General features: G+C 45.7%; 24 protein-coding genes. 20 read left to right on the top strand and 4 right to left on the bottom strand.

Annotated elements, in window-relative coordinates; genetic code table 11:
• Positions 1-14: 14 nt before the first annotated feature.
• The 4 genes from DR864_RS12365 to DR864_RS12380 all read left to right on the top strand — a co-directional run bounded on the left by DR864_RS12365 (position 15) and on the right by DR864_RS12380 (position 6,739).
• A complete protein-coding gene (locus DR864_RS12365) occupies positions 15-581 on the top strand; it encodes a Uma2 family endonuclease (protein ID WP_162793767.1) in 567 nt (188 codons plus the stop codon).
• 86 nt (positions 582-667) lie between these two features.
• Positions 668-3,037 carry a PSD1 and planctomycete cytochrome C domain-containing protein gene (locus DR864_RS12370; protein WP_229599566.1) on the top strand — a complete coding sequence of 790 codons (2,370 nt, stop codon included), beginning with the start codon at positions 668-670 and terminating at the stop codon, positions 3,035-3,037.
• 48 nt (positions 3,038-3,085) lie between these two features.
• Positions 3,086-4,540, top strand: a complete 1,455-nt coding sequence (locus tag DR864_RS12375; RefSeq protein ID WP_114067275.1) for a DUF1501 domain-containing protein — start codon at positions 3,086-3,088, stop codon at positions 4,538-4,540.
• A 54-nt stretch (positions 4,541-4,594) separates the two neighbouring features.
• Positions 4,595-6,739 (top strand): FN3 associated domain-containing protein, encoded by a 2,145-nt coding sequence (locus tag DR864_RS12380; protein WP_114067276.1) that lies wholly within the window; start codon positions 4,595-4,597, stop codon positions 6,737-6,739.
• Positions 6,740-6,785: 46 nt separating this feature from the next.
• On the opposite strand, the gene DR864_RS12385 is transcribed toward DR864_RS12380, so the two are convergent.
• Complete coding sequence (locus DR864_RS12385) at positions 6,786-7,208, bottom strand: DUF2141 domain-containing protein (RefSeq protein WP_114067277.1); 423 nt, start codon at positions 7,206-7,208, stop codon at positions 6,786-6,788.
• 219 nt (positions 7,209-7,427) lie between these two features.
• Here DR864_RS12385 and DR864_RS12390 point away from each other — a divergent pair, with 219 nt between their 5' ends.
• Complete coding sequence (locus tag DR864_RS12390; RefSeq protein ID WP_114067278.1) at positions 7,428-8,891, top strand: MFS transporter; 1,464 nt, start codon at positions 7,428-7,430, stop codon at positions 8,889-8,891.
• Positions 8,892-9,073: 182 nt separating this feature from the next.
• Here DR864_RS12390 and DR864_RS12395 read toward each other — a convergent pair whose 3' ends face one another.
• Positions 9,074-9,757 (bottom strand): hypothetical protein, encoded by a 684-nt coding sequence (locus tag DR864_RS12395; protein WP_114067279.1) that lies wholly within the window; start codon positions 9,755-9,757, stop codon positions 9,074-9,076.
• 296 nt (positions 9,758-10,053) lie between these two features.
• On the opposite strand from DR864_RS12395, the gene DR864_RS12405 reads away from it, so the two are divergent.
• The 8 genes from DR864_RS12405 (at position 10,054) to DR864_RS12440 (ending at position 16,563) form a co-directional block, all read left to right on the top strand.
• Positions 10,054-10,608, top strand: coding sequence for a YceD family protein (locus DR864_RS12405; protein ID WP_229599567.1), 555 nt, complete (start codon positions 10,054-10,056; stop codon positions 10,606-10,608).
• Between the two features lie 53 nt (positions 10,609-10,661).
• A complete protein-coding gene (gene rpmF / locus DR864_RS12410; RefSeq protein WP_114067282.1) occupies positions 10,662-10,853 on the top strand; it encodes a 50S ribosomal protein L32 in 192 nt (63 codons plus the stop codon).
• A gap of 150 nt (positions 10,854-11,003) precedes the next feature.
• Complete coding sequence (gene plsX / locus DR864_RS12415; RefSeq protein ID WP_114067283.1) at positions 11,004-11,942, top strand: phosphate acyltransferase PlsX; 939 nt, start codon at positions 11,004-11,006, stop codon at positions 11,940-11,942.
• A 100-nt stretch (positions 11,943-12,042) separates the two neighbouring features.
• Entirely contained in the window at positions 12,043-13,032 is a 990-nt protein-coding gene (locus DR864_RS12420; protein ID WP_114067284.1) for a beta-ketoacyl-ACP synthase III, read from the top strand.
• A 134-nt stretch (positions 13,033-13,166) separates the two neighbouring features.
• A complete protein-coding gene (gene efp, locus DR864_RS12425) occupies positions 13,167-13,730 on the top strand; it encodes an elongation factor P (protein ID WP_114067285.1) in 564 nt (187 codons plus the stop codon).
• 76 nt (positions 13,731-13,806) lie between these two features.
• A complete protein-coding gene (gene accB, locus DR864_RS12430) occupies positions 13,807-14,280 on the top strand; it encodes an acetyl-CoA carboxylase biotin carboxyl carrier protein (protein WP_114070255.1) in 474 nt (157 codons plus the stop codon).
• 121 nt (positions 14,281-14,401) lie between these two features.
• Positions 14,402-15,745, top strand: a complete 1,344-nt coding sequence (gene accC, locus DR864_RS12435; protein WP_114067286.1) for an acetyl-CoA carboxylase biotin carboxylase subunit — start codon at positions 14,402-14,404, stop codon at positions 15,743-15,745.
• Positions 15,746-16,035: 290 nt separating this feature from the next.
• A complete protein-coding gene (locus DR864_RS12440; protein ID WP_114067287.1) occupies positions 16,036-16,563 on the top strand; it encodes a YciE/YciF ferroxidase family protein in 528 nt (175 codons plus the stop codon).
• 131 nt (positions 16,564-16,694) lie between these two features.
• Here DR864_RS12440 and DR864_RS12445 read toward each other — a convergent pair whose 3' ends face one another.
• Positions 16,695-17,198, bottom strand: a complete 504-nt coding sequence (locus tag DR864_RS12445; protein ID WP_114067288.1) for a hypothetical protein — start codon at positions 17,196-17,198, stop codon at positions 16,695-16,697.
• 9 nt (positions 17,199-17,207) lie between these two features.
• A complete protein-coding gene (locus DR864_RS12450) occupies positions 17,208-17,624 on the bottom strand; it encodes a GNAT family N-acetyltransferase (RefSeq protein ID WP_114067289.1) in 417 nt (138 codons plus the stop codon).
• Positions 17,625-17,875: 251 nt separating this feature from the next.
• Between DR864_RS12450 and DR864_RS12455 the strand changes: the two genes are divergently transcribed.
• The 7 genes from DR864_RS12455 to DR864_RS12485 all read left to right on the top strand — a co-directional run bounded on the left by DR864_RS12455 (position 17,876) and on the right by DR864_RS12485 (position 25,543).
• Complete coding sequence (locus DR864_RS12455) at positions 17,876-18,298, top strand: IS1/IS1595 family N-terminal zinc-binding domain-containing protein (protein WP_114067290.1); 423 nt, start codon at positions 17,876-17,878, stop codon at positions 18,296-18,298.
• Positions 18,299-18,706: 408 nt separating this feature from the next.
• Positions 18,707-20,083 carry a porin gene (locus DR864_RS12460; protein WP_114067291.1) on the top strand — a complete coding sequence of 459 codons (1,377 nt, stop codon included), beginning with the start codon at positions 18,707-18,709 and terminating at the stop codon, positions 20,081-20,083.
• 73 nt (positions 20,084-20,156) lie between these two features.
• Positions 20,157-21,755, top strand: a complete 1,599-nt coding sequence (locus tag DR864_RS12465; RefSeq protein ID WP_114067292.1) for an MFS transporter — start codon at positions 20,157-20,159, stop codon at positions 21,753-21,755.
• Positions 21,756-21,828: 73 nt separating this feature from the next.
• The gene (locus DR864_RS12470) at positions 21,829-22,053 is read left to right on the top strand and encodes a DUF6814 family protein (RefSeq protein ID WP_114067293.1); all 225 of its coding nucleotides are present in this window, start codon (positions 21,829-21,831) and stop codon (positions 22,051-22,053) included.
• Positions 22,054-22,158: 105 nt separating this feature from the next.
• Positions 22,159-22,362, top strand: a complete 204-nt coding sequence (locus DR864_RS12475) for a hypothetical protein (RefSeq protein ID WP_114067294.1) — start codon at positions 22,159-22,161, stop codon at positions 22,360-22,362.
• Complete coding sequence (locus DR864_RS12480; RefSeq protein ID WP_114067295.1) at positions 22,355-25,051, top strand: sensor histidine kinase; 2,697 nt, start codon at positions 22,355-22,357, stop codon at positions 25,049-25,051. The genes DR864_RS12475 and DR864_RS12480 overlap by 8 nt, the downstream gene beginning before the upstream one ends.
• A 108-nt stretch (positions 25,052-25,159) precedes the next feature.
• Positions 25,160-25,543, top strand: coding sequence for a response regulator transcription factor (locus DR864_RS12485; RefSeq protein ID WP_114067296.1), 384 nt, complete (start codon positions 25,160-25,162; stop codon positions 25,541-25,543).
• The last annotated feature ends 25 nt before the right edge of the window (positions 25,544-25,568 follow it).

Raw genomic sequence — 25,568 nt, forward strand, 5'->3', positions numbered from 1 at the left:
AAAAAGATGAAGTTATGCAAACATCAACGCTTGTAACCGTTGCAGAATACTTTGATTTACTTCAGAAATCAGACATTAAACTCGAATACCACGCGGGTGAAGTAGTTGCGATGGCAGGCGCGCAACCTGCCCATAATCGCATTTGCTCCAATCTCATTTATTTGCTCGAAGGATGTCTTCGGTCTGGAGCATGTCTCGTATTAAACAGCGACCAACTTATAAAAATAGAAGGTTGTCAAAAATACGTCTTTCCCGATTTGGTGATTGTTTGCAAAAACCCTGTGTACGAAAAAGCACCCAACGGCTTAGATGCGCTCGAAAATCCCGAAATTATTGTCGAAGTGTTGTCAGATTCAACCGAAAGTTACGACCGTCTCGAAAAGTTTGATTGCTATAAAACCATTCCATCCTTTCGTGAATACGTACTGGTTTCCTCAAAAAAGAAGAAAGTAGAAGTGATCAAAAAACTGAGCGAAGCTGAGTGGCTGAGCCATACTTACAACGAAAAAGATACCGCCATCCAGATTGGAGAATGTGCGATTGACCTTTCTGAAATTTACCACAAAGTAGTGTTTGCATAAATTATTTGACGTCAAGGAGTAGAAATTAGTTTTTAATATTTTTTAAAATATATTTGCACTTATTATAAACTGTTCCGATCCTTAACGTGAAAATATTTTCCTCGGCAAAGTCTTATTTGCTCAAAAACAGGCTTTTAATTGGCATTGTGGTTGCGTTAGCGTGCGTCACAACAGCTTGCTTTCTCAATCGGGGGGGCGCGGCAGCAGCGTCTGTTCCCGACGAGGTGGACTACAATTACCACATTCGGCCGATTCTCTCCGACCGTTGCTTCAAATGCCACGGCCCCGACGCCAACAAACGCGAAGCTGATTTGCGCCTTGATACGGAAGCTGCGGCCTATGCTGCCCTGAAGGACAATCCAAAACTCCACGCCATCGTCCCTGGCGACTTGGACAATTCGGCCGTTTGGCTCCGGATCACGACCAAAGACACCGCCGAACTCATGCCGCCCGTGGAGTCAAATCTTAAGCTGACCGAACACGAGATTGCCCTTATCGAAAAATGGATAAAGCAAGGGGCCAAGTACAAACCGCATTGGGCGTTCATTGCACCCACCACGCCCAAGCTCCCCGAAGTAAGCGATGAGGCTTGGCCTAAAAATGAAATTGACCGGTTTACGCTGGCTAAAATGGATGAAAACGGCCTCTCTCCCAACGAAGAAGCTGATAAAGAACGCCTACTCAAACGCGTAGCGCTTGACATTACTGGGCTGCCCCCTTCGTTTGAATTACAGGAACGTTTTTTGAAAGATAAATCTGAAAACGCCTACGAAAAAGTGGTGGACGAACTGCTCAAAAGTAAGCACTATGGCGAAAAAATGGCGCTCCCGTGGCTTGATGCCGCTCGTTATGCCGACTCCCACGGATATCAGGATGATGGCCTCCGCACGATGTGGCCGTGGCGCGATTGGGTCATTCATGCGTTCAATCAAAACTACGGCTATGACAAATTCGTAACGTGGCAATTGGCGGGTGACTTGTTGGCCAAACAACAGGGCAAAAAAGCCGATGACCCCGCGGTCAAAGAAATGATGCTGGCCACGGGCTTTAACCGCAACCACAAAATCACGCAGGAAGGCGGCGTCATTGACGAAGAATATCGCATCGAGTACGTAACCGACCGGACCAATACCTACGGAAAGACGTTTTTGGCCCTCACCTACGAATGTGCCAAATGCCACGACCACAAGTACGACCCTATTTTGCAGAAAGATTATTACAGTGCCTTCGCGTTTTTTAACCAAGTACCCGAAAAAGGGCTTTTCGGCACCATTGACGCCAATTTTGCCGACCCGCCAAACATGAAAATCACGACGAAGGATGTCAAAGACATTCTGAAATTTGTGAATAAAACCGACACGGCGGCGGTATTGGTCATGGTGATGCAGGACAAAGATACCCTGCGCCCTACGCACATTTTGAACCGTGGCAACTATGACCAACTCGGTGATGTGGTCACAGCCAATATGCCCAATTTTATTCTTCCTTTTGATCCCAAAAAGTACCCTCAAAACCGCCTCGGACTGGCCCAATGGATGCTGGACCCTAAAAACCCCCTCACCGCCCGCGTGTTTGTCAATCGCGTGTGGCAGGAGTATTTTGGGCGGGGAATTGTCAAAACGGTTGGCGATTTTGGAATGCAGGGCGAACTGCCTTCCCATCCGCAATTATTGGATTGGCTGGCGGTTGATTTCCGGACCCACGGTTGGGACATCAAGCGATTGGTCAAACAAATCGTACTCTCGGCTACTTATCGACAGTCGTCTGCCATCACCAAAGACCATTTATCCAAAGACCCCGAGAATGTTTTCCTCGCCCGCGCCCCCAGAATGCGCCTCCCCGCTGAGTTTGTGCGCGATTTAGTACTCGCCAGCAGTGGCTTACTGAACCCCGAAATCGGCGGCCCGAGTGTCAAAACGTACCAACCGAAGGGGTTGTGGGAATCGGCAACCTCCGGGCGGGGAATCCTAAAAACCTACGTTCAGGACCACGGCGACAGCCTCTACCGACGCGGTATGTACGTCTTTATCAAACGTACTGTTCCGCCACCTAACATGTTGATTTTTGACGCCAGCAACCGCGACCAATGCGAAGTCAAACGCTCCCGAACCAACACGCCGCTTCAAGCACTTCTGATGCTCAATGACCCCACCGTGCTGGAATCAGCAAGGGTCTTGGCCGAAAAACTGACGTTGGAAAAATCTTCGGTTGACGATAAGATCAGCAAAGCATTCCGCCAAATCGTCTGCCGTCAAGCCAAATCCAAAGAGTTGGATGTGATACGAAAATATTTTGACGAAGAAAAAGCTGCGCTCGCCAAAGCCCCGCAAAAAGCCACCAAATTGCTGAGCGTAGGCGAAGCGCCCCAGGCCCGCATTCCCGACCGCCCGTCGGTAGCGGCGCTGATGCAGACCATTTTGATGGTGTATAATTTGGAAGAAGTTATCATGAGATAAGGGATTTTTCGATAAAACCTATGTTTCCTATCCCCCTATGTGGTTACAATGAAAAACGAATTTTTAGAAAATCGCTTTAACATAAATCGTCGGCATTTTTTGGGTAAAATGACCGCCGGCATCGGCAGTGTAGCCCTCGGCTCATTGCTCGTTCCCGATTTGTTCAAAGGCTCAGGCGACGACTCCGATGCCTTGCCCTTGGGTATCCCGCACTTTGCGCCCAAAGCCAAACGCGTGATTTACCTGTTCCAAAACGGCGCACCATCACAATACGAAAGCTTTGAGTACAAACCCATGCTCAATAAAATGGCGGGCGAAGAACTCCCCGCTTCCATTCGCATGGGTCAACGTCTCACGGGTATGACCGCCAATCAGGCCAAATTTCCGTTGGTAGGTTCACATTTTCAGTTTGCGCAATACGGACAATCGGGCATGTGGATGAGTGAGTTGTTTCCCAACATCGCCAACATCGCTGACGACCTATGCATGATTAAAACCATGAACACCGAGGCCATCAACCACGACCCAGCCCTCACGTTTATGCAAACAGGCGCCCAACAGGGCAACCGCCCAAGCATGGGCGCATGGGCAAGCTACGGACTGGGCAGCGAAAACAAAAACCTTCCTGCGTTCTCGGTGTTGCTTTCGCGCGGCAAAGGAAACGGTCAGGGCGTTTATTCCAAACTGTGGACCAACGGGTTTCTAGACTCTACCCACCAAGGCGTGGTATTCAGCAGCGGCGAAGAACCCATTTTGTACCTCAACGACCCCGCTGGGACCGACCGCTCAGCCCGGCGTAAGATGCTGGACAACCTTTCTGAATTGAATAACATGGCCTACGACGATTTTGGTGACCCCGAAATCAAGGCCAAAGTGCAGCAATACGAGATGGCCTACCGAATGCAAACGGCCGTACCTGAACTCACTGACCTCAGTAAAGAACCCGACCACATCATCAAAATGTACGGTCCGGAATGTCTGGTGCCGGGCACTTTTGCCGCCAACTGCCTTTTGGCCCGCAAGCTGTCGGAAGCAGGCGTTCGGTTTGTGCAGTTATACCATCAGGGATGGGATCAACACGGCAACATGGTCGGTGAAATGCCCCTTCAGGCCAAAGATACCGACCGCGCTTCGGCGGCGTTGATTACCGATTTAAAACAACGTGGCTTGCTCGACGAAACCTTGGTCATTTGGGGTGGCGAATTTGGCCGTACCAACTACAGCCAAGGCACGGCTACCAAAGACAATTACGGCCGCGATCATCACCCCCGCGCCTATTGCACCTTTATGGCCGGCGGCGGCGTCAAACCGGGCACCGTTTACGGCGAAACCGACGATTTTGGGTACAATATCGTCCGCGACCCAGTACACATCAACGATTTTCACGCCACGGTCATGCACCTTATGGGCCTCAATCACGAAAAGCTGACCTACAAGCACTTAGGCCGCCGCTACCGCCTGACAGATGTAGCCGGAAAAGTAATTCCGGGGCTGATTGCATAACGCAGTCACTCGCGAGACGCGAGCGACTACCTAAACCGACACTTTTTTCAAAAAATGCCTCGTTTTCAAAACCTAACCTCTTACCTACTTTTAGCCATTCACGCCTTATTGGTGTTTTTATTGGTATTTCAGGACAAAGTCATCCTTCCGACGTGGTTGCAACCTGTGGGACGAATGCACCCCATGCTGCTGCATTTGCCCATTGGTTTATTGATTTTGGCAGGATTGCTGTGGATATTCAGGAAAGAATTTGAAGGGGCAAACTTTAACAAATTATTGGGCTTTATCCTGTCATTTACTGCCTTAACGGCTTCCCTGACTGCGTTGATGGGCTTCTTTTTATCACGCGAAGAAGGTTACACCGCCGACTTACTCAACTGGCACAAATACACGGGAATCGGCCTGAGTTTTCTGGCGTACCGCTTGGTTTTATTGCATCAACAATCCATTGAACGGAAAGCCATATTTAACGCAGTTTTGGCGCTCAGTGCGGTCGTTTTGGCCGTAACAGGGCATTTTGGGGCCAGCCTCACGCACGGCGAAGATTATCTGTTTCCCACCAAAGATGGCGACGCCCCCCTTACCATCACCGACGACACTCCCGTATTTGAAGCGGCCGTTCAGCCCATTTTGAAGGCCAAATGCTTTCAATGCCACAACGAGCAAAAGACCAAAGGCGAACTGCTCATGACCACCGTAGCGGGCTTACTAAAAGGTGGTAAAAACGGCCCGATATGGGTAGCCGGCGACGCCCTTAACAGCCACATTATCCAACGCGCCAACCTGCCGCTCGACGATAAAAAACACATGCCTCCCCGAGGAAAAGCCCAGCTGACCCCGCAGGAAATCGGTTTGCTGACGGCCTGGGTGCAGAGCGGAGCCGATGTCAAAAAGCCCATCAAAGCATTGGCGGCCAACGATCCAATAAAAGCATTTTTGGAAAAAGGAGAAAGGAAAACAGAAAATGTAGCGGTTTATACTTTTGAACCAGCATCTGAATCCACCCTCGAAAAACTCAACAATCCTTTCCGAGTGGTGTTTCCTCTGGCGCACAATTCCCCTGCCTTGCAGGCTGATTTCTTTGTACGTCAGGCGTATAAACCAGAGCAATTGGGGGAGTTGTCGGACATCAAACAACAATTGGTGGTACTGAATTTATCAAATATGCCCATCAAAGACGAAGATTTGGCAACCATTGCCAAATTTGAAAAGTTAGAAAAACTGAATTTGAATAATTCAGACATTACGGGCAAAACCCTGTCGACATTTAAGACGCTGACGGGCTTAAAATCCCTGTCATTGTCAGGCACAAAAGTGACCAAGGAGTCATTGAAAACCATTGGAAATCTACCCAATCTTCAGGAAGTATTTATTTGGAATACGCCCATTTTAGAGAAAGAAGTGGCCGAATTGAAAAAACAACACCCTAAGATTCGCTTTGAATTGGGCTATGTTCCCAAAGAATCTGAAAGGTTGAAACTCAATCCACCGATGTTGGTCAATGAAAAATTTGTGTTGACCGAGCAAACGCCCGTTACCTTCAAACACCCCCTCAAAGGCGTTACGATTCGGTACACGCTTGATGGTTCTGTCCCCGATTCTACAGCTTCTTCGGTATATAAACAACCAATTGCGCTTAACGGCTACACTGTGGTAAAAGCCCGCGCGACCAAAGACAACTGGTACGCCAGCGACGTGGTCGAATACACGTTTTTCAAAGGGACTTATCGCCCTACCCTTGTTGAATTATTAAACGAACCCAACCCTCAGTACCAAGGCGAAGGCAGCAATACGCTCATCAATCAGAAAAAAGGCGAAGCCAGCGATTTTAAGAACCCGGCTTGGCTCGGCTACCGCGAAAAGCCTTTTGAAGCACTGTTTACCTTTGCCCAACCTACGGGAGTCAAAGCAGTAACCCTGAGCATTGGCAAAAACATCGGCGGCTTCATTTTCCCACCAGCATCGGTCGAAGTATGGGGCGGCAGCGACAAAGCCCATTTGACACTATTACAGAAAATTTTACCCGAACAACCGACCAAAGACCAGTCTGCCCGCGTCGAAGCCATTCAGAGCCAATTGAAAGAGGGTAAATACAGCGTCATTAAAATTGTGGCGCGGCCTGTGGCGAAGCTCCCCGCATGGCATCCGGGCAAAGGACAACCCGCGTGGGTGTTTGTGGACGAGGTATTTTTCAATTGATAAAGAAAAATCTCGACCACTAAGGTTTCCGTCCAGTTAAAACCGCTTAATTCAGCAGCTTTATTCTTAGGTGTGAAGTTCCGTTGCCTTTCACTTCAAAGGCGCAATCTTCAAAATTAGGCCCCGTAAATACTGGACGATAGTTATTACTAAAACCAAAAGGCTCCTTGGGATAACCCACGAAGTTTTTGTCTAGTTTCCAATTATCATTCATATCGTGATACAACGCCAGTGCATAACGCCCTGGCGGCAAATTCATTACGGTACGTGCCTCTCCTTTGCCCAACACCGTCACCATTTGCCCAAAATCAGGCTTTGTGTACGTACTTCCAAACGTATTCCCTGCCCTAAATACGCCCAAACGCAAAGTGCCTTTTGGGTGGCGAATATTGGTTATTTCAATGGTGAGTGCGGTTTCTTCGGCCGTCAATAAAAGTGAGAATAGAGAAATTAAGAGCAACAACTTCATAAACGAGACTGGGTAATAGCTGAAAGAAAATAATGTATACGATTACTAAAGGCTATAGACAGGCGAAAATAATATAACCCCTAGTTAACAACTAGCGACGGCTTACTTTTATTACTTTCATCCAAATTTTTCTGACTTAAATGTAAGTCAGAAGATTTGCAATTAATGACGAAATGCCTATAATTGCATCACTGCTTTCGATTTAACTTAACCTATGTAATGAACGAAAAACCCAAATTAACCTTTTGGCAAATCTGGAACATGAGTTTCGGGTTTTTAGGTATTCAATATGGCTTTGGCTTGCAACAAGCCAATATGAGTCCCATTTTCCGCTACCTTGGAGCCGACGAAGCGTCTATCCCAGGCCTTTGGCTTGCTGGACCGCTTACGGGCTTATTGCTCCAGCCTATCATCGGGGCCGTTTCGGACCGCAGTTGGTCCCCCACATGGGGCCGGCGTAGGCCATTTATCCTTGCTGGAGCACTTTTAGGAAGCATTGCCATGATTATGATGCCCAACTCTTCGGCAGTTTGGATGGCGGCGGGTTTGATGTGGATTCTCGACGCGGGCCTCAATTCTGCCATGGAACCTTTCCGGGCTTTTGTGGGTGATATGCTCAACGAAAAACAGCGCCCTGTTGGATTTGCGGTCCAATCCTTCTTTGTGGGTTTTGGACAAACCCTTGCCAACCTGATGCCTTATATTTTGCCGCTTTTGGGCATCTCAATGGTTTTATCCGACGACCAACTAGCCAACGGTATTCCCAACTCCGTTCGCTATCCATTTTATATAGGAGCGGCGTCTATTTTAATCGCGGTATTTTGGACAATGCGTACCACCAAAGAATACCCTCCCGAAAACGATGATTATAAGAAAGCGCACGTTTTCTCGGAAGAAGAAAAAAAATCCATTTCCTTTTGGCATTTAGCCTTGGCTGTTGGCGCCGCCATTTTGGCCTTTGGCTTTGCTTACTTTTCGGGCGGCTTGGCCAACGGCCTTAAATGGGGCTTTGGTATTTTAATTGGCGGGTACTTGGTATTGATGTTGCCCGTATTCAAGGAAATTCTGGCTCCACTTTCAACCATGCCTACGGTAATGCGTCAATTGTGGTGGGTAAAGTTTTTTACTTGGTACGGCCTACCACTGATGTGGCAATACCTTTCATTGGCTACGGCCAAATACGCGTTCAACGCGCCCGATGCCGTTTCAAATCCAACGGGTTTTGAAGAAGGGACCAAATGGGGCGGGCTTTGTTTTGCCATGTTCAGCATTTCGTGCGCCGTCGTTTCATTTTTTATCCCCCGGATTGCCAAAGCCATCGGGAGCAACCGTGCCACCCACGCACTGTTTATGTGCCTCGGAGCGGCGGGTTTCTTTATGACGCTGATTTCGAACGATAAAATGATTTATTTAGCAGGCATGACCATCATCGGGTTCATGTGGGGTTCCATCATGTCAATGCCTTATCTAATGCTGGCCGAAGCCGTGCCCCAAGAAAAAATGGGGGTATATATGGGTATATTCAACGGTTTTATCTGTGTTCCGCAGTTTATCGGGATGCTTACCGTACCACTTTTCTATAAAACATTGCTGGGCGATGACCCTCGCAATGCCCTTGTGTTGGCGGGGGTTTGTATGCTCTTGGCCGCTGCTTCTTGTTTTTTGGTGAAAGAAGCAAAATAGTAGGCAGTAGGCAGTAGGCAGTAGGCAGTAGGCAGTAGGCAGTAGGCAGTAGGCAGTAGGCAGTAGGCAGTAGGCAGTAGGCAGTAGGCAGTAGGCAGTAGGCAGTAGGCAGTAGGCAGTAAAATTTACGCAATTTTTAACTGCCTACTGTAGACTGCCAACTATTTTCTTAAAACCTCCAACTATTTCTTGCTAAAATTATACCCCAACGTCAGGAAGAAAATACGGGATTCTGTACCCGCGTAAGGCTTTGCGCCACCTTCCGAAAAGCCCTGATTCAAGAAGTCATTTAGGTAATACTGCACTTTTAATCCAAACCCATTTTTAGCCTGAAATCCAACAAAAACGGCGGGCATAAATGCGTTGGTACGATTGCTGAACCATTCGTTAAATTTATCGACCTTCTCGCCATTGATAAAGTCTTTTTGTTTGTAATTGAAGGCAAAACCCGCTTCGGCTCCCCCGTAAACGTAAAAGTTACGCAAATCTCCGATTTTAATCCCCACCGGAATTCCCACCGCATACACCCGCTGTTTGGTTTTAAATTTATCGGTTTTGACCGTTCCTACAATCTCTTCTTCCGTAATCATTCCGATATTGGTCAGGTTCAATCCACCAAAAACCCCGAAATGATTTCCCAAGTCCAGATTGGCATTTGTACCTAAGTTAAAAAAAAGCGTAAAACGCGGAATACTTCCGACTTCTTTACCGTTGCGAGTTACTTGCGAAAATGACAAAAGAGCACCATTTCCTCCCTGCGTGTAATAAATCTTCGACGGTTTTTCTTTGGCTGAATCTTCAACGCTGTCCTGGGCAATGGCCGCTACGGAAGTCAAAAAGGCGATGGCAAAAATGATTGTTTTCATGGCTGTTGATTTTTTATGGTTAAGAATGATTTTCGTAAACAAGATGCAAGCTACTGGTCAAATGGTGACAGAATTGAGGATAAATGGGCAAAAAAAAGGACGAACGTCCCAAATTCTCTTCTCGACGGTAAAGCGATTTTATCGACTCACTTTGAAAAATATTTCTCAGACTTGGGGCCTCTTGAGCGTTAAAACCGCGTTTTTCGCTCTGTCGACATTAAAATCTAATATAAACTTTTTTAGATTTGCGATTTTTAATAAATACTCCTAACTTTGCAGCCCATTTTGATAGAGAAGTGAAAGCGCTAACACAGTACGACATAGGCATTTACGGTTTAAAAGACAAGCAGTATGTCTATAATTTTGAATCAGGTCGCGAATTTTTCGAGGCACTGGAGCAAGAATTAATTGAAAATGGTCATTTTACAACGCATTTGACCATCGACAAGTCTACTACGATGCTGATTCTTAATTTTAGCATTGCAGGAGTCGTTGAGTTGGTGTGTGACCGCAGTCTTGAAGTTTTTGAAGAGCCGATTGATTTAACCGAAAAGCTCATTTTAAAATTTGGAGACCACGATGAAATACTCGCCGAAGACATTGAGCTTATCCGTCACGAAACGGTTAAAATCAACGTTGCTCAGTACATTTTCGATTTCATCGCGCTTTCATTACCCATGAAAAAACTTCATCCTCGCTTCAGAAATGAAGAGAACGAAGATGAAGAAGAAGAGGGGATTTTGGTGTACCAGTCGGGAGAAGAAAGCGAAGAAAAAGCCGCTGATGCCCCCGACAACGAAGCAATAGACCCCCGCTGGGCCGCTTTACAAAAGTTAAAAGGAAAAGAATAAGCATTTTTTTAGAGTAACTATAGATAACGAACAAACAATAAAGACATAAAGCAATGGCACATCCCAAACGAAGACATTCAAGCACTCGCCGCGACAAACGCCGTACACACGACGCAATCCAGGGTAAAGCACTTTCAACTGACCCAACAACGGGCGAAGTACATTTGATGCACCGTGCGCACGTATTTGAAGGAAATTTGGTTTACAAAGGCAAAGTTGTGGTAGAAGGCTACAAGCAAGTCTAATTCATAACTCTCTGTATGTGAAAGCATTTTATGGCAACTTATAGATAAAGTTGTTGTGAAATGCTTTTTTAGTATCGGTTATCTGCTATTTTTACAGCCTCATTTTGAGTATAACGATACCTTCTTGATACCCAATACCTCTAAAGAATAATGAAAATAGGAATAGACGCAATGGGAGGGGATTTTGCCCCCGATGCTATAATAGAAGGAGCCGTCAATGCAGCATCCCAATTACCCCCGGATATCCATATTGTATTGATTGGTAAGCAGGATGTAATCAATGCTTTACTGGAAAAATATAATTATCAGGGCAGTCAAATTGAAGTTGTCCATGCCGAAGAAGTCGTTGAAATGGGTGAACATCCCACAAAAGCGCTCTCTCAGAAGCCACATTCCAGTATCTCAATTGGATTTAAGTTATTAAAAGACAAACAATTAGATATTTTTTGCGGAGCAGGCAACACAGGTGCTATGCACGTAGGGGCACTCTTCAGCATCAAAGCCATTGAGGGAATCATCCGCCCAGCCATTGTAGGATTTGTTCCTCAAAAAAAAGGCGGACACGCCGTCATGCTCGATATTGGGGCCAATGCCGACTGCAAACCAGAAGTATTGGAGCAATTTGGCGTAATAGGCTCTATCTTCGCCCAGCAAACTTTCCAGATTGAACGCCCACGCGTGGCTTTAATGAACATCGGGGAAGAAGAGCAGAAAGGCTCAGTAGTAGCGCAGGCCGCTCACCAGCTTTTAAAAGATAATACCCGAATTCATTTTGTGGGCAACATGGAAGGCGGCGATATGTTTGACGACAAAGCCGACGTCATTGTTACCGACGGATTTACGGGCAATGCCCTTTTCAAGTTAGCCGAATCTTTCTACGATGTTGCCAAAGAGCGCGGTATTCAGGATGATTTCATTGATAAAATGAATTATGAATCAGTCGGCGGTAGCTCCATCATCGGAGTCAATGGCAACGTCATGATTGCCCACGGAATATCCTCGGCCATCGCCATCAAAAATATGATTACCTGGGCGCGCAAACAAGTGGAATCACACGCCTACGTTCAGATTGCAAAAGCCCTAAGTTAAAACTGCGTTAGCTGTTACCAGTTCGCCGTGGTCCGAATTTAAAAAACAGACTTACGGATAACCGAGACCCAGATAACTAATAACTTTTACGAAGTAAAAAATGAGTCAAATTCGAGCTGCTATTACGGGGATACAAGGATACGTACCCGACTACATTTTGACCAATGCAGAATTGGAAAAAATGGTTGATACCAATGACGAATGGATAACCGCCCGCACAGGTATCAAAGAACGTCACATCCTCAAAGGAGAAGGCCTTGGTACTTCTCACATGGCAGCTGAAGCGGTAAAAGGTCTTTTGGCAAAGACCCATACCGCCCCAGAAGAAGTTGATTTACTCATCTGCGCAACCACAACACCAGACTTTATCTTTCCAAGCACCGCCAATCTTATCTGCGACATGGTCGGTATCAAATCCATCGGGAGTTTTGATATTCAGGCGGCTTGTTCGGGCTTTGTGTACGCCCTGACCGTGGGCTCTCAGTTTATCGAAACAGGAAAATATAAGAAGGTTATTATAGTAGGCGCCGATAAAATGTCGGCCATCGTCGACTACACCGACCGTACTACCTGCGTGCTTTTCGGTGATGGAGCGGGGGCAGTAATGCTCGAACCCAACATCGAAGGCTTCGGAATTATCGACAGTATTATTCGCTCCGACGGCGCGGGGCAGCCTTTCCTGAACCAAAAAGCAGGGGGCAGCCGCTACCCACCCACCCACGAAACCATCGATAAACGCTGGCACTATGCGTACCAAGATGGCCCTTCAGTATTTAAATTTGCCGTCACCAATATGGCCGACGTTGCCGCCGAAATCATGGAGCGCAATCACCTCACCGGCGACGATGTGGCGTGGCTCGTACCGCATCAAGCCAACAAACGTATCATTTCTGCCACCGCCAATCGGATGAAAGTAGGAATGGACAAAGTGATGCTTAATATTCAAAAATACGGCAACACCACCGCCGCTACCATCCCGCTCTGTTTGTGGGATTACGAATCTCAACTCAATAAAGGCGACAACCTGATTTTGGCCGCTTTTGGAGGTGGGTTCACTTGGGGCTCTGTGTATGTCAAATGGGGCTACTAAGCTTTCCAGCAGCTCTTTAATTTTTTTTTATCAACCTATATTTTGCAAATAATCGTCAGTTTTAAGGGTTCTTAAGGTAGTTTTAGTCGCTTTACCAATCAACTACTCAACCAAAAACTGTAACTCAAAAAAGTATGGCAACAACCGCAGACATCCGTAATGGATTGGTCATTAACTTCAACAACGATTTATTCCAAGTGATTGAATTTCAACACGTAAAACCTGGCAAAGGCGCGGCTTTCGTACGCACGAAAATCAAAAGCCTTACCACCGGAAAAGTGTTGGATAATACCTTCAACTCAGGAGTAGCTATTTATCCAGTTCGTGTAGAACGCCGCTCTTTCCAGTATTTGTACAAAGATGAGACTGGTTATAATTTTATGGACAATGAAACATTTGACCAAATCTCTATCTCAGAAAAACTTCTTACGGCGGCCGATTTGCTGAAAGAAGGCCAAGTCGTTGAAGTACTCATTAATACCGAAAACGAATCCCCGCTTACCTGTGAATTACCCTCTTTTGTGGAACTTGTCGTCACCTACGCCGAGCCAGGTATCAAAGGGGATACTGCCAACAACCCCCGCAAGGCCGTTGAAGTTGAAACAGGAGCCCGTATTATGGTGCCTATGTTTATCGAAGAAGGTGATAAACTCCGCATCGATACCCGCACTTACGATTATGTAGAACGCGTAAAATAATTCCTACTGATTGTAGCCCACCATTGATGGCATGGCGCTAAAAAATAGTGACGACTGCGTAATAACCACTAAAAAAATGGAAATCAAAGACATTCAAAAATTGTTAGACTTCATCGCTAATTCTGGCTTGGATGAAGTCAATATCGAAACCGGAGAATTTAAGGTAAGTGTAAAGAAAAATGCGGCGGCTACGTATGTAACGGCCGCCCCTGCTCCCGTAGCAGCAGCGCCCGTAGCGGCTCCTCAGCCCGCGGCTCCCGCCCCCCAGCCTGCCGCCGCCCCTGTGGCTCCCAAAGCCGATGATTCAAAGTACCTGACCATTAAATCGCCAATGATTGGTACTTTTTACCGCTCAGGTGGCCCCGACAAACCTTCATTTGTAGAAATAGGCGACGATGTTACGACGGGCAAAGTAGTTTGTATCGTTGAAGCGATGAAACTCTTTAACGAAATCGAGTCGGAAGTATCGGGCCGGATCGTGAAAGTATTGGTTGAAAATGCAACTCCCGTTGAATACGACCAGCCTTTGTTCTTGGTAGAACCCATTTAAATCGTCGGAGTTAATCAAGTTTTTGCCGTAAAATGTCGGGAACAATCAAGTCTTGATTGAAAAACGCCCTGATACTATGCCAATTTCATGATTATCAATGACTACTCAATGACTCAAAATTATGTTTAAAAAAATACTTATTGCCAATCGCGGGGAAATCGCCTTACGGGTGATTCGTACCTGCCGCGAAATGGGAATTCAGACCGTGGCGGTGTACTCAACAGCCGACCGTGAAAGTCTGCACGTACGTTTTGCCGACGAAGCGGTTTGTATTGGACCTCCTGCGAGCCGTCAGTCCTACCTGAATATTCCAAACATCATTTCGGCTGCCGAAATCACCAACGCCGACGCCATTCACCCCGGCTACGGATTTTTATCGGAGAATGCCGAGTTTTCTCGCATTTGTGCCGATTACGGTATCAAATTCATCGGAGCAACGGCCGAACAGATTAATTTCATGGGCGACAAAGCCACCGCTAAAGCAACCATGAGAGCCGCGGGCGTGCCCGTGATTCCAGGCTCAGAAGGACTGCTTGACTCTGTCGAACAAGGCAAAGAATTGGCCAAAGAAATTGGCTACCCCGTCATTGTGAAAGCAACCGCTGGGGGCGGTGGACGCGGAATGCGCATCATCAAAGAAGAAAGTGAGTTTCAGAAGGCGTGGGATGATGCCAAAATGGAATCAGGCGCTGCTTTCGGTAACGATGGTCTTTATCTCGAAAAATTTGTAGAAGAACCTCGCCACATTGAAATTCAGGTGGTAGGTGACCAATATGGCAAAGTATGCCATCTTTCGGAGCGCGATTGCTCGATTCAGCGTCGCCACCAAAAACTGGTTGAAGAAACACCTTCTCCCATCGTGACCCCCGAACTTCGGGAGCGTATGGGACAGGCTGCCATCAAAGGCGCCTCGGCCATCAATTACGAAGGTGCAGGAACCATTGAGTTTTTGGTCGACAAATACGGTGAATTCTACTTTATGGAAATGAATACCCGGATTCAGGTAGAACACCCGATTACGGAAGAAGTAACCAACTTTGACCTCATTAAGGAACAAATCAAAGTGGCGGCTGGCGAGCCAATTTCGGGACAAAACTACACCCCACAACGCTACGCAATGGAGTGCCGTATCAACGCCGAAGACCCCGCCAACGGGTTTCGCCCAAGCCCCGGCAAGATTACGCAATTGCACTTTCCGGGCGGTCACGGCGTTCGTATCGATAGCCACGTGTATGCCGGCTACACCATTCCCCCCAATTATGACTCAATGATTGCTAAGATTATCGTAAGCGGTCAGTCACGCGAAGAAGTGATGACCCGCATGAAACGGGCTTTGCAGGAATGCGTCATTGAAGGGATAAAAACTACGATTCCTTTCCATATCCGCCTCATGGACGACCCTGGCTTTAAATCAGGGATATTTACGACCAAATATTTGGAGTCCTTTGATTTCGGGGGATTGTAAGGTATAGATAACCGAAAAATGTAAAACTGATAAATGTAAAATAAGGAGAATACAGTCTGCATCAAGCTATAAATCAGTTTTTCTTTTCGCAATATTTCTTTAAAAGCGGGCTTTCAAAAGCTCGCTTTTTTTGTTTCAACTTTCCTAAAAGTGTGCCTTTTTGGGAAGCTCTTTCTTGAACTGATGCACAATTTGAGGTTGTTATTTCCCAAGAAACCCTGTCTTTAGGTTAGCATGATTTTTTTATCTTTTCGGTCATATCTTATCATTCAACTTTAACAAACAAGGTTATGAAAAAGCAACAAATCACCGAAGAGATGAAACAATCTCCGCTTCATCAATTGTTTTTGGAAGAAATTAAAGACATTTATTGGGCCGAAAATCATTTGCTGAAAGCCCTACCAAAAATGGCCGAAGCCAGTACTTCTACCGAACTTAGGAAGGCATTTGAAGGTCACTTGGCCGTTACACAAACCCACGTAGAACGTTTGAAAAAGGTTTTTGAATCATTGGACGAAAAACCTGAAACCAAAACCTGTGAAGCCCTTAAAGGACTAATCAGAGAGGCCAACGAAATCATTGACGATACCGAAGACGGCACAATGGTGCGGGATTGCGGCCTGATTTTGGCAGCCCAAAAAGTTGAACATTACGAAATTGCAACCTATGGTACTCTGCGTACTTTGGCCGCCATTATGGGCCATACGGAAGTGCAGGCACTTTTACAGGCTACGTTGGACGAAGAACACTCGGCCGACGATGAGCTAACGCAGGTGGCAATGTCATTTGTTAACGAAGAAGCCATGTCCGAAAAATAGCTTAAGAGATTAGAATAACTTAACAAAAAAGCAGAAGGTGAACCCTTCTGCTTTTTTTGAAACATTGTTACTGTCTATATTGGAAGTTTTAACCGGCAATACAAAGTCAACATTCACAAGAAGGTTCTGATTTATTCTACTTTTTTAAATACAACCCGCTGTAAATTATCAACCGAATAGTTAGTGACGGGCTGGTTATCAACACCTTGTTTTTTTCCTGAAGTCACTTCAAAAATCAATTCTTTGCCTCTCAATTCATAGGTAGAAGTAAGTATTACGCCAGATGTTTCAAAAACGCAATACAGTTTATTCTCAAATAAATAGTCCATCAGCTCAATTCCACCTCCTTCGTCTGTAATATAATGCCCTTTTGAAGCGTCTTTTAGCCGTAAAATATAGTCTTTAACCATAGGCATTTGGGGCGACAAATATTCCATTTTCCACATCCATGCATCCGCAGCTGTCATTTTTTTAACGGTCAATTTTACAGGTAAGCTGTCTTTGAGCACGCCTCGGCTGTAGATGTACATCGTTCCTTCCCAATTACCCAAACAGGTATCCACAAACGTTGTCTGCGCCATTAAAGACTCAAAAAAAGCAAAAAAGAGCCAAAGAATCAGTCCGAGTTTTTTCATAATAAACCATTATTTCAGTTCTTCTACCGTATCTATAAAATAACAATGGGGATGATGTTTCATGCCTATTTTGGGATAATACTCTACTGCTTTGGGCGCCGACAATAAAATGAGTTTGGCACGGGGCGCAGCCAGTTTTGTTTGCCGAATCAACTCCTTACCGATGCCCTGTTTTTGATACGCTTGGTCCACCGCCAAATCTGACAGATAGGTACAAAAAGCAAAGTCAGTAATGGCCCGCGATACGCCAACGAGCACGCCATTGTCGCGCGCCGTTACCAACAGAGTGGCATTTTTGAGCATATCTGCTATCCGCTCAGTATCCTCTACGGGGCGACGCTCGCCTAAGGTTGAGCGATTGAGTACTGATATAAATTCATCAACAGACAACTGATTTTCTACTTGATAATTGATTGAAAATGACATATTAGGTCTTGTTTTAGGCTCCAACAGAACAGGCAACAATTATCCGTACTTTTCGGCACTTTTCAGCATAAAGAAACAAAAAACTGTTCTTTTGCCCCGAATATATCCAAGCCTAAAGGATATCTATCTAAAATTAGCACATCCACCCCAAAAATGATCAAAAGCATTTTTTCAAAGAACGGGGCAATTTAGATTTGGTAAATTACTATAGCGAAATATCTTTTTTCACCCGACTAAACCTTCTCTCATCAATGGCTGCAACCTTGAAATGCCCCAAATGCGATAGCCTAGAAACTGTCAAAAACGGAATTATTAAAAACCGCCAACGGTTTCGGTGCAAAAAATGCGATTACAATTTTACCGTCGACAAACTCGGCAAAGGTATTAGTTCGTATTACGTCATCAAAGCCCTCCAGCTGTATATTGAAGGGGTGAGTTTCCGCGAAATCGAGCGTTTGTTGGGGGTCAGTCACGTGTCGGTCATGAACTGGGTCAAAAAATACCAAATCAAAATGCCCGACCGAATCACGCATCATGCCACATACAAAGTGATGAGTCATAAGGAATTGGCGGAGTTTTATGCCGACCGCAAAAACCTCGAAGGAACGGGTATGATTGTGACCGAATTGGGCGATAAATTTATGATGATTAAATGGGAACGATTTAAAGATTAAGGCTCCGAAGAATTCATTTTAGTCAAACACGGCATTGCATTCTCCCCTATTTCTCCTATTTATTGCTAATATAATATACTTTTGCTAAATTACTATAGGCACTTTTCGGGGTGCCTATTCCTATTTTGTGTCCCTTTATACTTCAATCAATACGAAAATACCTTATAATATTCTGATTTTTTCTTCAATTACCACAGAATATTCAGAATTGAAAACAAATAGTAGTATAAAATAAGGCAAATCAGGGGTTTTATAGGCCTTTAGCTACACTAATTGACCAAGTCTATATCAATATTTTTTTTATTTATTGTATTTTCTGGTGTTTTGAATCACAATTACTGCCCAAGGCGCCGGGCTTCGATTGCAATGCAGTCCGAATTTTTCGAAACCTTCTCCTCTTAACCGACAATGAAAAAGTTATCTTTAGTATTGATTTTTGCTGCAAGCTGCGCCCATAGCTACGCCCAAGGCTCTACGGATTATGGTTCAGGAATGAAATTTAATATCAACCCTGAAGGCACTAAATACGTGCGTTTGATTACTTGGAGTCAGATATGGGCTAGGTCAGTACAGAACAATCCCGGCACTTTAGTCAACGGTACACCTCAAAATAAAACGTTTGATGTGGGTGGTCGGCGCTTACGGATGTTAGCCATGGCCCAAGTGAGCGCTCGATTTATGGTATTGGCTCATTTTGGTATCAACAATCAATCTTTTCTGAACGGCGGTGCTGCGGGCACTTCTGGAACGGGTGGATATGGCGCTGGCAAAAAACCAGGGCTATTTTTCCATGATTTTTGGAGTGAATATACCATCATCCCCACCATCAACGCCGAGACAAAAAAGCCCAACAAATTTACGATGAATATTGGGGCTGGTTTGCACTACGTAATGGGGGTTTCAAGAATGACTATGTCGAGTACCCTTAATTACTTGGCCGTTGATGCACCAGTCTTCAACTGGGCACTCATTGAAAACAGCGATCAATTTGCCCGCCAATATGGCATCTTTGCCAAAGGAAAAGCGGGCAAGTTTGAGTATCGTTTGGCATTAAATAAACCGTTTGCAACCAACGGAGCGGCCACCGAAGGCGTCGCCGTTGACAACAATGGTCAGAGTAAAGCCGCGCTGGCAGGCTATTTAGAATATGAATTTCTTGACCGAGAACCAAATACGCTTCCTTACAAAGTAGGCACCTACGTTGGCACGAAAAAGGTGTTTAACGTGGGGGCAGGGTTTTATTCTCAAAAAGAAGGAACACAAAGCCTGAAAAATGGAATTGTACAAAAACATTCCATAAACTTGTTTGCGTTGGATGCATTTCTGGATATGCCTATCGGTAGAAAAGAGAAAAATGCGGCCATTACAATGTACAGCGGCTATTTTAATTACAATTTTGGCCCTAACTACCTCCGCAACCTCGGTATCATGAATATTGGCACGATTGACCCTAAGTTTACCGATAAAAAAGCCTTAGCAGGCGCGGGAAATGCCCGTCCAATGATTGGAACAGGTTCCATCTTTTATACACAGGCTGGGATTTTATTACCCAAAACCAGCGATAAACCCAAAATCCGCGTTCAGCCATTTGCCGCTTATACATCTAAGAAGTTTGAGGCCCTTAGTAAAACAGGCAGCTACTTTGACCTTGGCAGCAACTTTTTCATCGACGGGCATCACGCAAAAATCACTTTACAGTACTCAACTCGCCCCATCTACACGGCCAAAGATGTCATTGATGGCAACAAAGGTGAGTTTATCGTTCAATTCCAAACGTATCTTTGAGTTTAGTTAAGTAAAACCCTCTTCCGAAACCCTTATATTTTCTCTAATTATAACACCTAACTTTCCTACACTAATGTCAGAATCTGCAACAACGAATTCTAAAGCGCAGAAAAAACAAAGCTTAGCCGCCATCATTGCGGCATCGTCGGTCGGTACGATGATTGAGTGGTACGATTTCTACATCTTTGGAAGCTTGGCGACGATTATCGCCACCAAGTTTTTTCCAGATGGCAACCCCACCGCGGCTTTTCTTTCTACCTTAGCCACCTTTGCCGCTGGCTTTGTGGTTCGTCCTTTCGGAGCCATTTTCTTTGGCCGCTTGGGCGACCTCATTGGCCGTAAATATACCTTTATGGTTACGTTGCTGCTGATGGGCGGCGCTACGTTTATGATTGGTTTGATTCCTAGCTACGAAACCATCGGTTTCTTGGCCCCTACCCTCGTGCTTTTACTGCGGCTTTTGCAGGGATTAGCCCTTGGCGGCGAATACGGCGGCGCCGCTACTTACGTGGCCGAGCACTCTCCTGCCGACAAGCGTGGATTTTGGACTTCATGGATTCAAATCACGGCTACGGCAGGGTTGTTTGTATCGCTGATTGTGATTCAATTGACCCAAAACAGCATGTCGAAGGAGGCATTTGCCGAATGGGGCTGGCGCGTACCGTTTTTGGTTTCTATCATCATGGTATACGTTTCGGTCTTGATTCGTAAAAACATGCACGAATCGCCGTTGTTTGCCAAAGCAAAAGCCGAAGGAAAAACCTCTACCAACCCGTTAAAAGAATCGTTTGGCAACCGTTACAACTTCAAATTTGTGTTGTTGGCGTTGTTGGGAGCCACTATGGGCCAGGGAGTTGTGTGGTACACAGGTCAATTTTACGCATTGAGCTTCCTGCAAAAAGTAATGAATATTGACCTTCAGCAATCCAACGCGCTGATGACCTACGCGCTGATGTTGGGCACGCCATTCTTTGTGTTATTCGGTTGGTTATCGGATAAAATTGGCCGCAAAGGCATCATGCTTGCGGGTATGTTGATTGCCATTTTGTCGTATCGTCCGATTTACGAGAAAATGTATCAGACCACCAACATCCAAAACAAAACGGAAATAGCCGAAAAAACAACCGTAGGTATAACCCGAACGCTGGACAAAAAAGACGGGGTTGAAACCAAAGATTCGCTCATTGTCACCACCACCAAAAAAGAATATACGGACGGCACCCAATACGAAGAAAAGAAGATTGAAAAAATCTTAGCTGATGCTTCGGCGGCCCCCGTAAAACCTGAAATCAAGAAGCTAGTGACCATCAATGACAGCGACAAATGGACGCTCATTTGGCTAGTCTTCATTCAGGTGATTTTCGTAACAATGGTCTACGGCCCTATCGCAGCCTTCCTCGTTGAGATGTTCCCGACCCGCATTCGCTATACGTCTATGTCATTGCCGTACCACATCGGAAACGGCGTATTTGGGGGGCTGTTGCCTACCATCGCTACAGCTTTGGTTGCTTCGGCTGGCAAAGCCAACGACATCGCCAAAGAAGCAGGTGAAGCATTGCCCAACGCCGCTCCTTACCTCGAAGGACTTTGGTATCCGATTGTCATTGCAGGAATCTGTTTTGTCATTGGATTACTGTACATCAACGGTAAAGACCGCAACGTGAATGATTAATTCATAAAATGAATGAGTAACGAAAACGCTCATTATCCCTATTTTTTCAACTGATTTAGTAACAACAAAGACAATGAATACGATAAAAAGACTAGCAGGAATTATCTGGTTGGCCGTGGGTGCCGCCGCAGGGTATTATTTATTGATCAATCAGGCCATCCCCAAATTTGGCACGGGAAAACCTGAAGACTTGATTCCTGCGGGAATTTACACCTTTATCTTGTGTCCTCTTATTGTAGGGAGCCTGGCTACTTTTGGAATTTATGCCCTCAAAGGCGAATACGACAGTAAAAGTTAGGTTTAGGGTTTAGTAGTTTGAATGATTGTCGAAGTAGTATCGCTCTTCGGCAATCATTTTATACTAGTAGCGCTTATAACAGGCACCTTCACTTTATCCCTTCTTATGAATACAAATCGTAAAATTTCATTGGTGGCGTTGTGTGTAGTGGCTATTGTCCTCTTCAATACCCCCTTTCTTTCGATTTTCAATAAGCCTACGTTCATCGGGAGTATCCCGGTATTTTACGGTTTTCTGTTTGGGGCATGGTTACTGATTATTGGGGCTACGGCATGGTTACTTCGTCAATCTGAAGCAGAAGATGAGTAGTTTTTGGATTATTTGCTGGTCTTTAGTGTACCTGTTGCTCTTATTTGTGATTGCCGACCGGGCCGAGCGCCGCTCGTCCCACAAACGCAGCTGGGTCAATAATCCGTACGTATATGCCCTTTCATTGGCCGTTTACTGCACCGCTTGGACATTTTATGGCAGCGTGGGTCGGGCGGCTGAATCGGGGCCAGATTTTCTAAGTGTTTATATCGGTCCAACGCTCGTGATTCCGCTTTGGTGGATTATTTTCAGGAAGATTATTCGCATTTGTAAAGTCCAGCGAATCACCAGCATTGCCGATTTTATCTCCGCCCGTTATGGCAAAAGCCGGGCCTTGGGCGTGATTGTGACCGTGGTGTGTTTACTGGGTATCATCCCCTACATCTCCATTCAGCTCAAAGCCATTACGAGCAGCTTTCTGATTTTATCGGGCAATGAGACCTCGCCCAATCAGTCGTTTTTGAGCGACCAATCGTTTTACATCGCCCTGATGCTGATTGTATTTGCCATCCTATTCGGAACCCGAAAACTAGAAGCCAACGAACGCCATGAGGGCCTCGTAGCAGCCATTGCCTTTGAATCGTTGGTCAAATTATTTGCATTTTTAGCGGTTGGGCTCTTCATTACTTTCGGCATTTTCAACGGCTTCGACGACATCGTCACCCGCGCCGTGAAAGTCCCCGAACTTCGTAAACTATTTACGTTACCCGAAAATCAAACGGGAAATTGGTTCTGGCATTGCTTTCTAGCCGCCATTGCCATTTTGTTTTTACCGCGTCAGTTTCAGGTAACGGTGGTGGAAAATATCGACGAAAATCACCTCAAAAAAGCGCAGTGGCTATTCCCACTTTACCTGCTGATTATCAACATCTTTGTACTACCTATTGCCCTCAGTGGAAAATTACTTTTCGCCAACGAAGCCATCAAATCTGACACCTATCTGCTGGCCATACCACTGCATTTTAAGCAACAGGGCTTGGCTTTTCTGACTTATTTGGGCGGATTTTCGGCGGCTACGAGCATGATTATCGTGGAATGTACTGCCCTGACGGTGATGTTCAGCAATAATTTACTCATGCCGTTTTTGGTGAGCCGCCGGGGGTGGCAAGAACGCATGGGCTCTTCGATTGGGAGTTTTGTCATTACCGCCCGTCGTTTATTTATTGCCGTCATTATTTTGCTGGCGTACGCTTATTACAAAAACGTCAGTGACAAGTATTCTTTGGTATCGGTCGGCATGGTTTCGTTTGCGGCAGTGGCGCAGTTTGCTCCCGCCGCTTTGGGCGGAATTTGCTGGAAGCGGGCCAATCTCACGGGAGCGATGAGCGGCATTTTGGCGGGAACAATTGTTTGGTTTTACACCCTCATTATTCCGTCAATGGCCTCCAACGGTCTTATTTCTTCCGACTTTTTGGCGCATGGTCCCGCACATATTCATTGGCTGAGGCCAGAAGCATTTCTGGGACTTGAAGGGATGGATAGCCTTTCGCACGGTGTCTTTTGGTCATTACTTTTTAATGTTTCATTTTATGTTTTCGGGGCACTGAATTTCTCCCAAAGCGCCGTAGAGCACAATCAAGCCGCGTTGTTTGTGGATATTTTCAAGTATGATACCTCTTACGAACGTTCGGTGGCTTGGCGAGGAAAAGCATTGGTAACAGACGTGACGAATCTTTTAAGTAAATTTTTCGGGGAAATGCGCGCCCAACGGGCTGTGACGCTCTACGTTAAACGCAATAAACTTGCCCTTTCTGCCAAATATGCCGACCCTCAGTTGGTCAATTATGCCGAAAAAATGCTCAGCGGTGCCATTGGGGCTGCTTCGGCGCGGGTGGTGGTGGCATCGGTGGCGAAGGAAGAACCCGTAACGGTGGATGAGGTGATTGATATTTTGAAGACGTCGCAAGAACTGCGCCTTGTGAACGAAGAGCTGACGCGCAAATCACGCGAACTGGAACAACTCACGGGTCAACTCAAAGAAGCCAATGAACGTCTGCAACAGGCTGACCGCGAAAAAGATGATTTTCTGTCGACGGTTACGCACGAAATTCGGACGCCCATGACCTCTATTCGGGCGCTGTCGGAAATTGTCCACGACAATCCCGACATGGACGAAGAGCAGCAAAAGCATTTTCTGAGTACCATCATCAAAGAATCAGACCGCCTGACCCGGCTTATCAACCAAGTACTTGATTTGGAACGGTTTGAAACTGGAAAATACCAATTGACCAATGAAACATTTCAACCAGAAACCCTCATCGACGAGTCTATCAATTCCATTACCGCGTTGGCCACCGAAAAAAACATTGTCATTCAAACATCTTACGCGGGCAAACTACCCACCATAAACGGTGATTTTGACCGGTTGATGCAGGTGCTCATCAATTTATTATCAAACGCCATCAAATTTTGTCCTCCCCAAAACGGGCTAATCGAAGTAAAGGCAATGGTAGAAGGCAATCACCTTTCCATCGGTGTAAAAGACAATGGACCTGGCATCAGTGCGGAGCACATTGCCCTGATTTTTGATAAATTTTACCAAGGAAATGCACCGCTTGCCCGCAAGCCCAAAGGCAGTGGATTAGGGCTGGCCATTTCCAAAAAAATCATTGAACTGCATCAAGGGAGCATCCATGTGCAGAGTACAGTAGGAGAAGGAACACTGTTTACTTTTGAGATACCAGTGTAGTATCTATATCTCTTTGCGATCACAATTTTATTTTAAGAGAATAAATTTTCTATTTTACAACGTTATTCACTCAAAACTCCTAGGTCACCCTACGAACATACTGCCTATATGACACGCCAACATATAAAAATAGTAATAGTAGACGACGAACCCAATATTTTGATGTCGCTGGAATTCCTGATGAAAAAGGAAGGATACAAAGTTTTTATTGCCCGCGACGGCGAGGAGGCCGTTGATATCGTTCGCACCGAAATTCCAGACGTTGTTTTGTTAGATATTATGATGCCCAAAGTAGACGGCTATGAGGTGTGCCGTTTTATCAAAAGCTCACCAGAATATCAACATGCTAAGGTCATCTTTATGAGTTCAAAAAGCCGCGAAACTGACCTGCAAAAAGGATATGATCTTGGCGCCGATTTATACATACCTAAACCGTTTTCAACCCGCGACATGGTGGCCAAAGTAAACGCACTTACAATGAGCGCTGTGTAGTTTACCCTTTTAAATTTCATCACCT

The sequence above is a fragment of the Runella rosea genome (genome assembly GCF_003325355.1).
GTDB lineage: Bacteria > Bacteroidota > Bacteroidia > Cytophagales > Spirosomataceae > Runella > Runella rosea.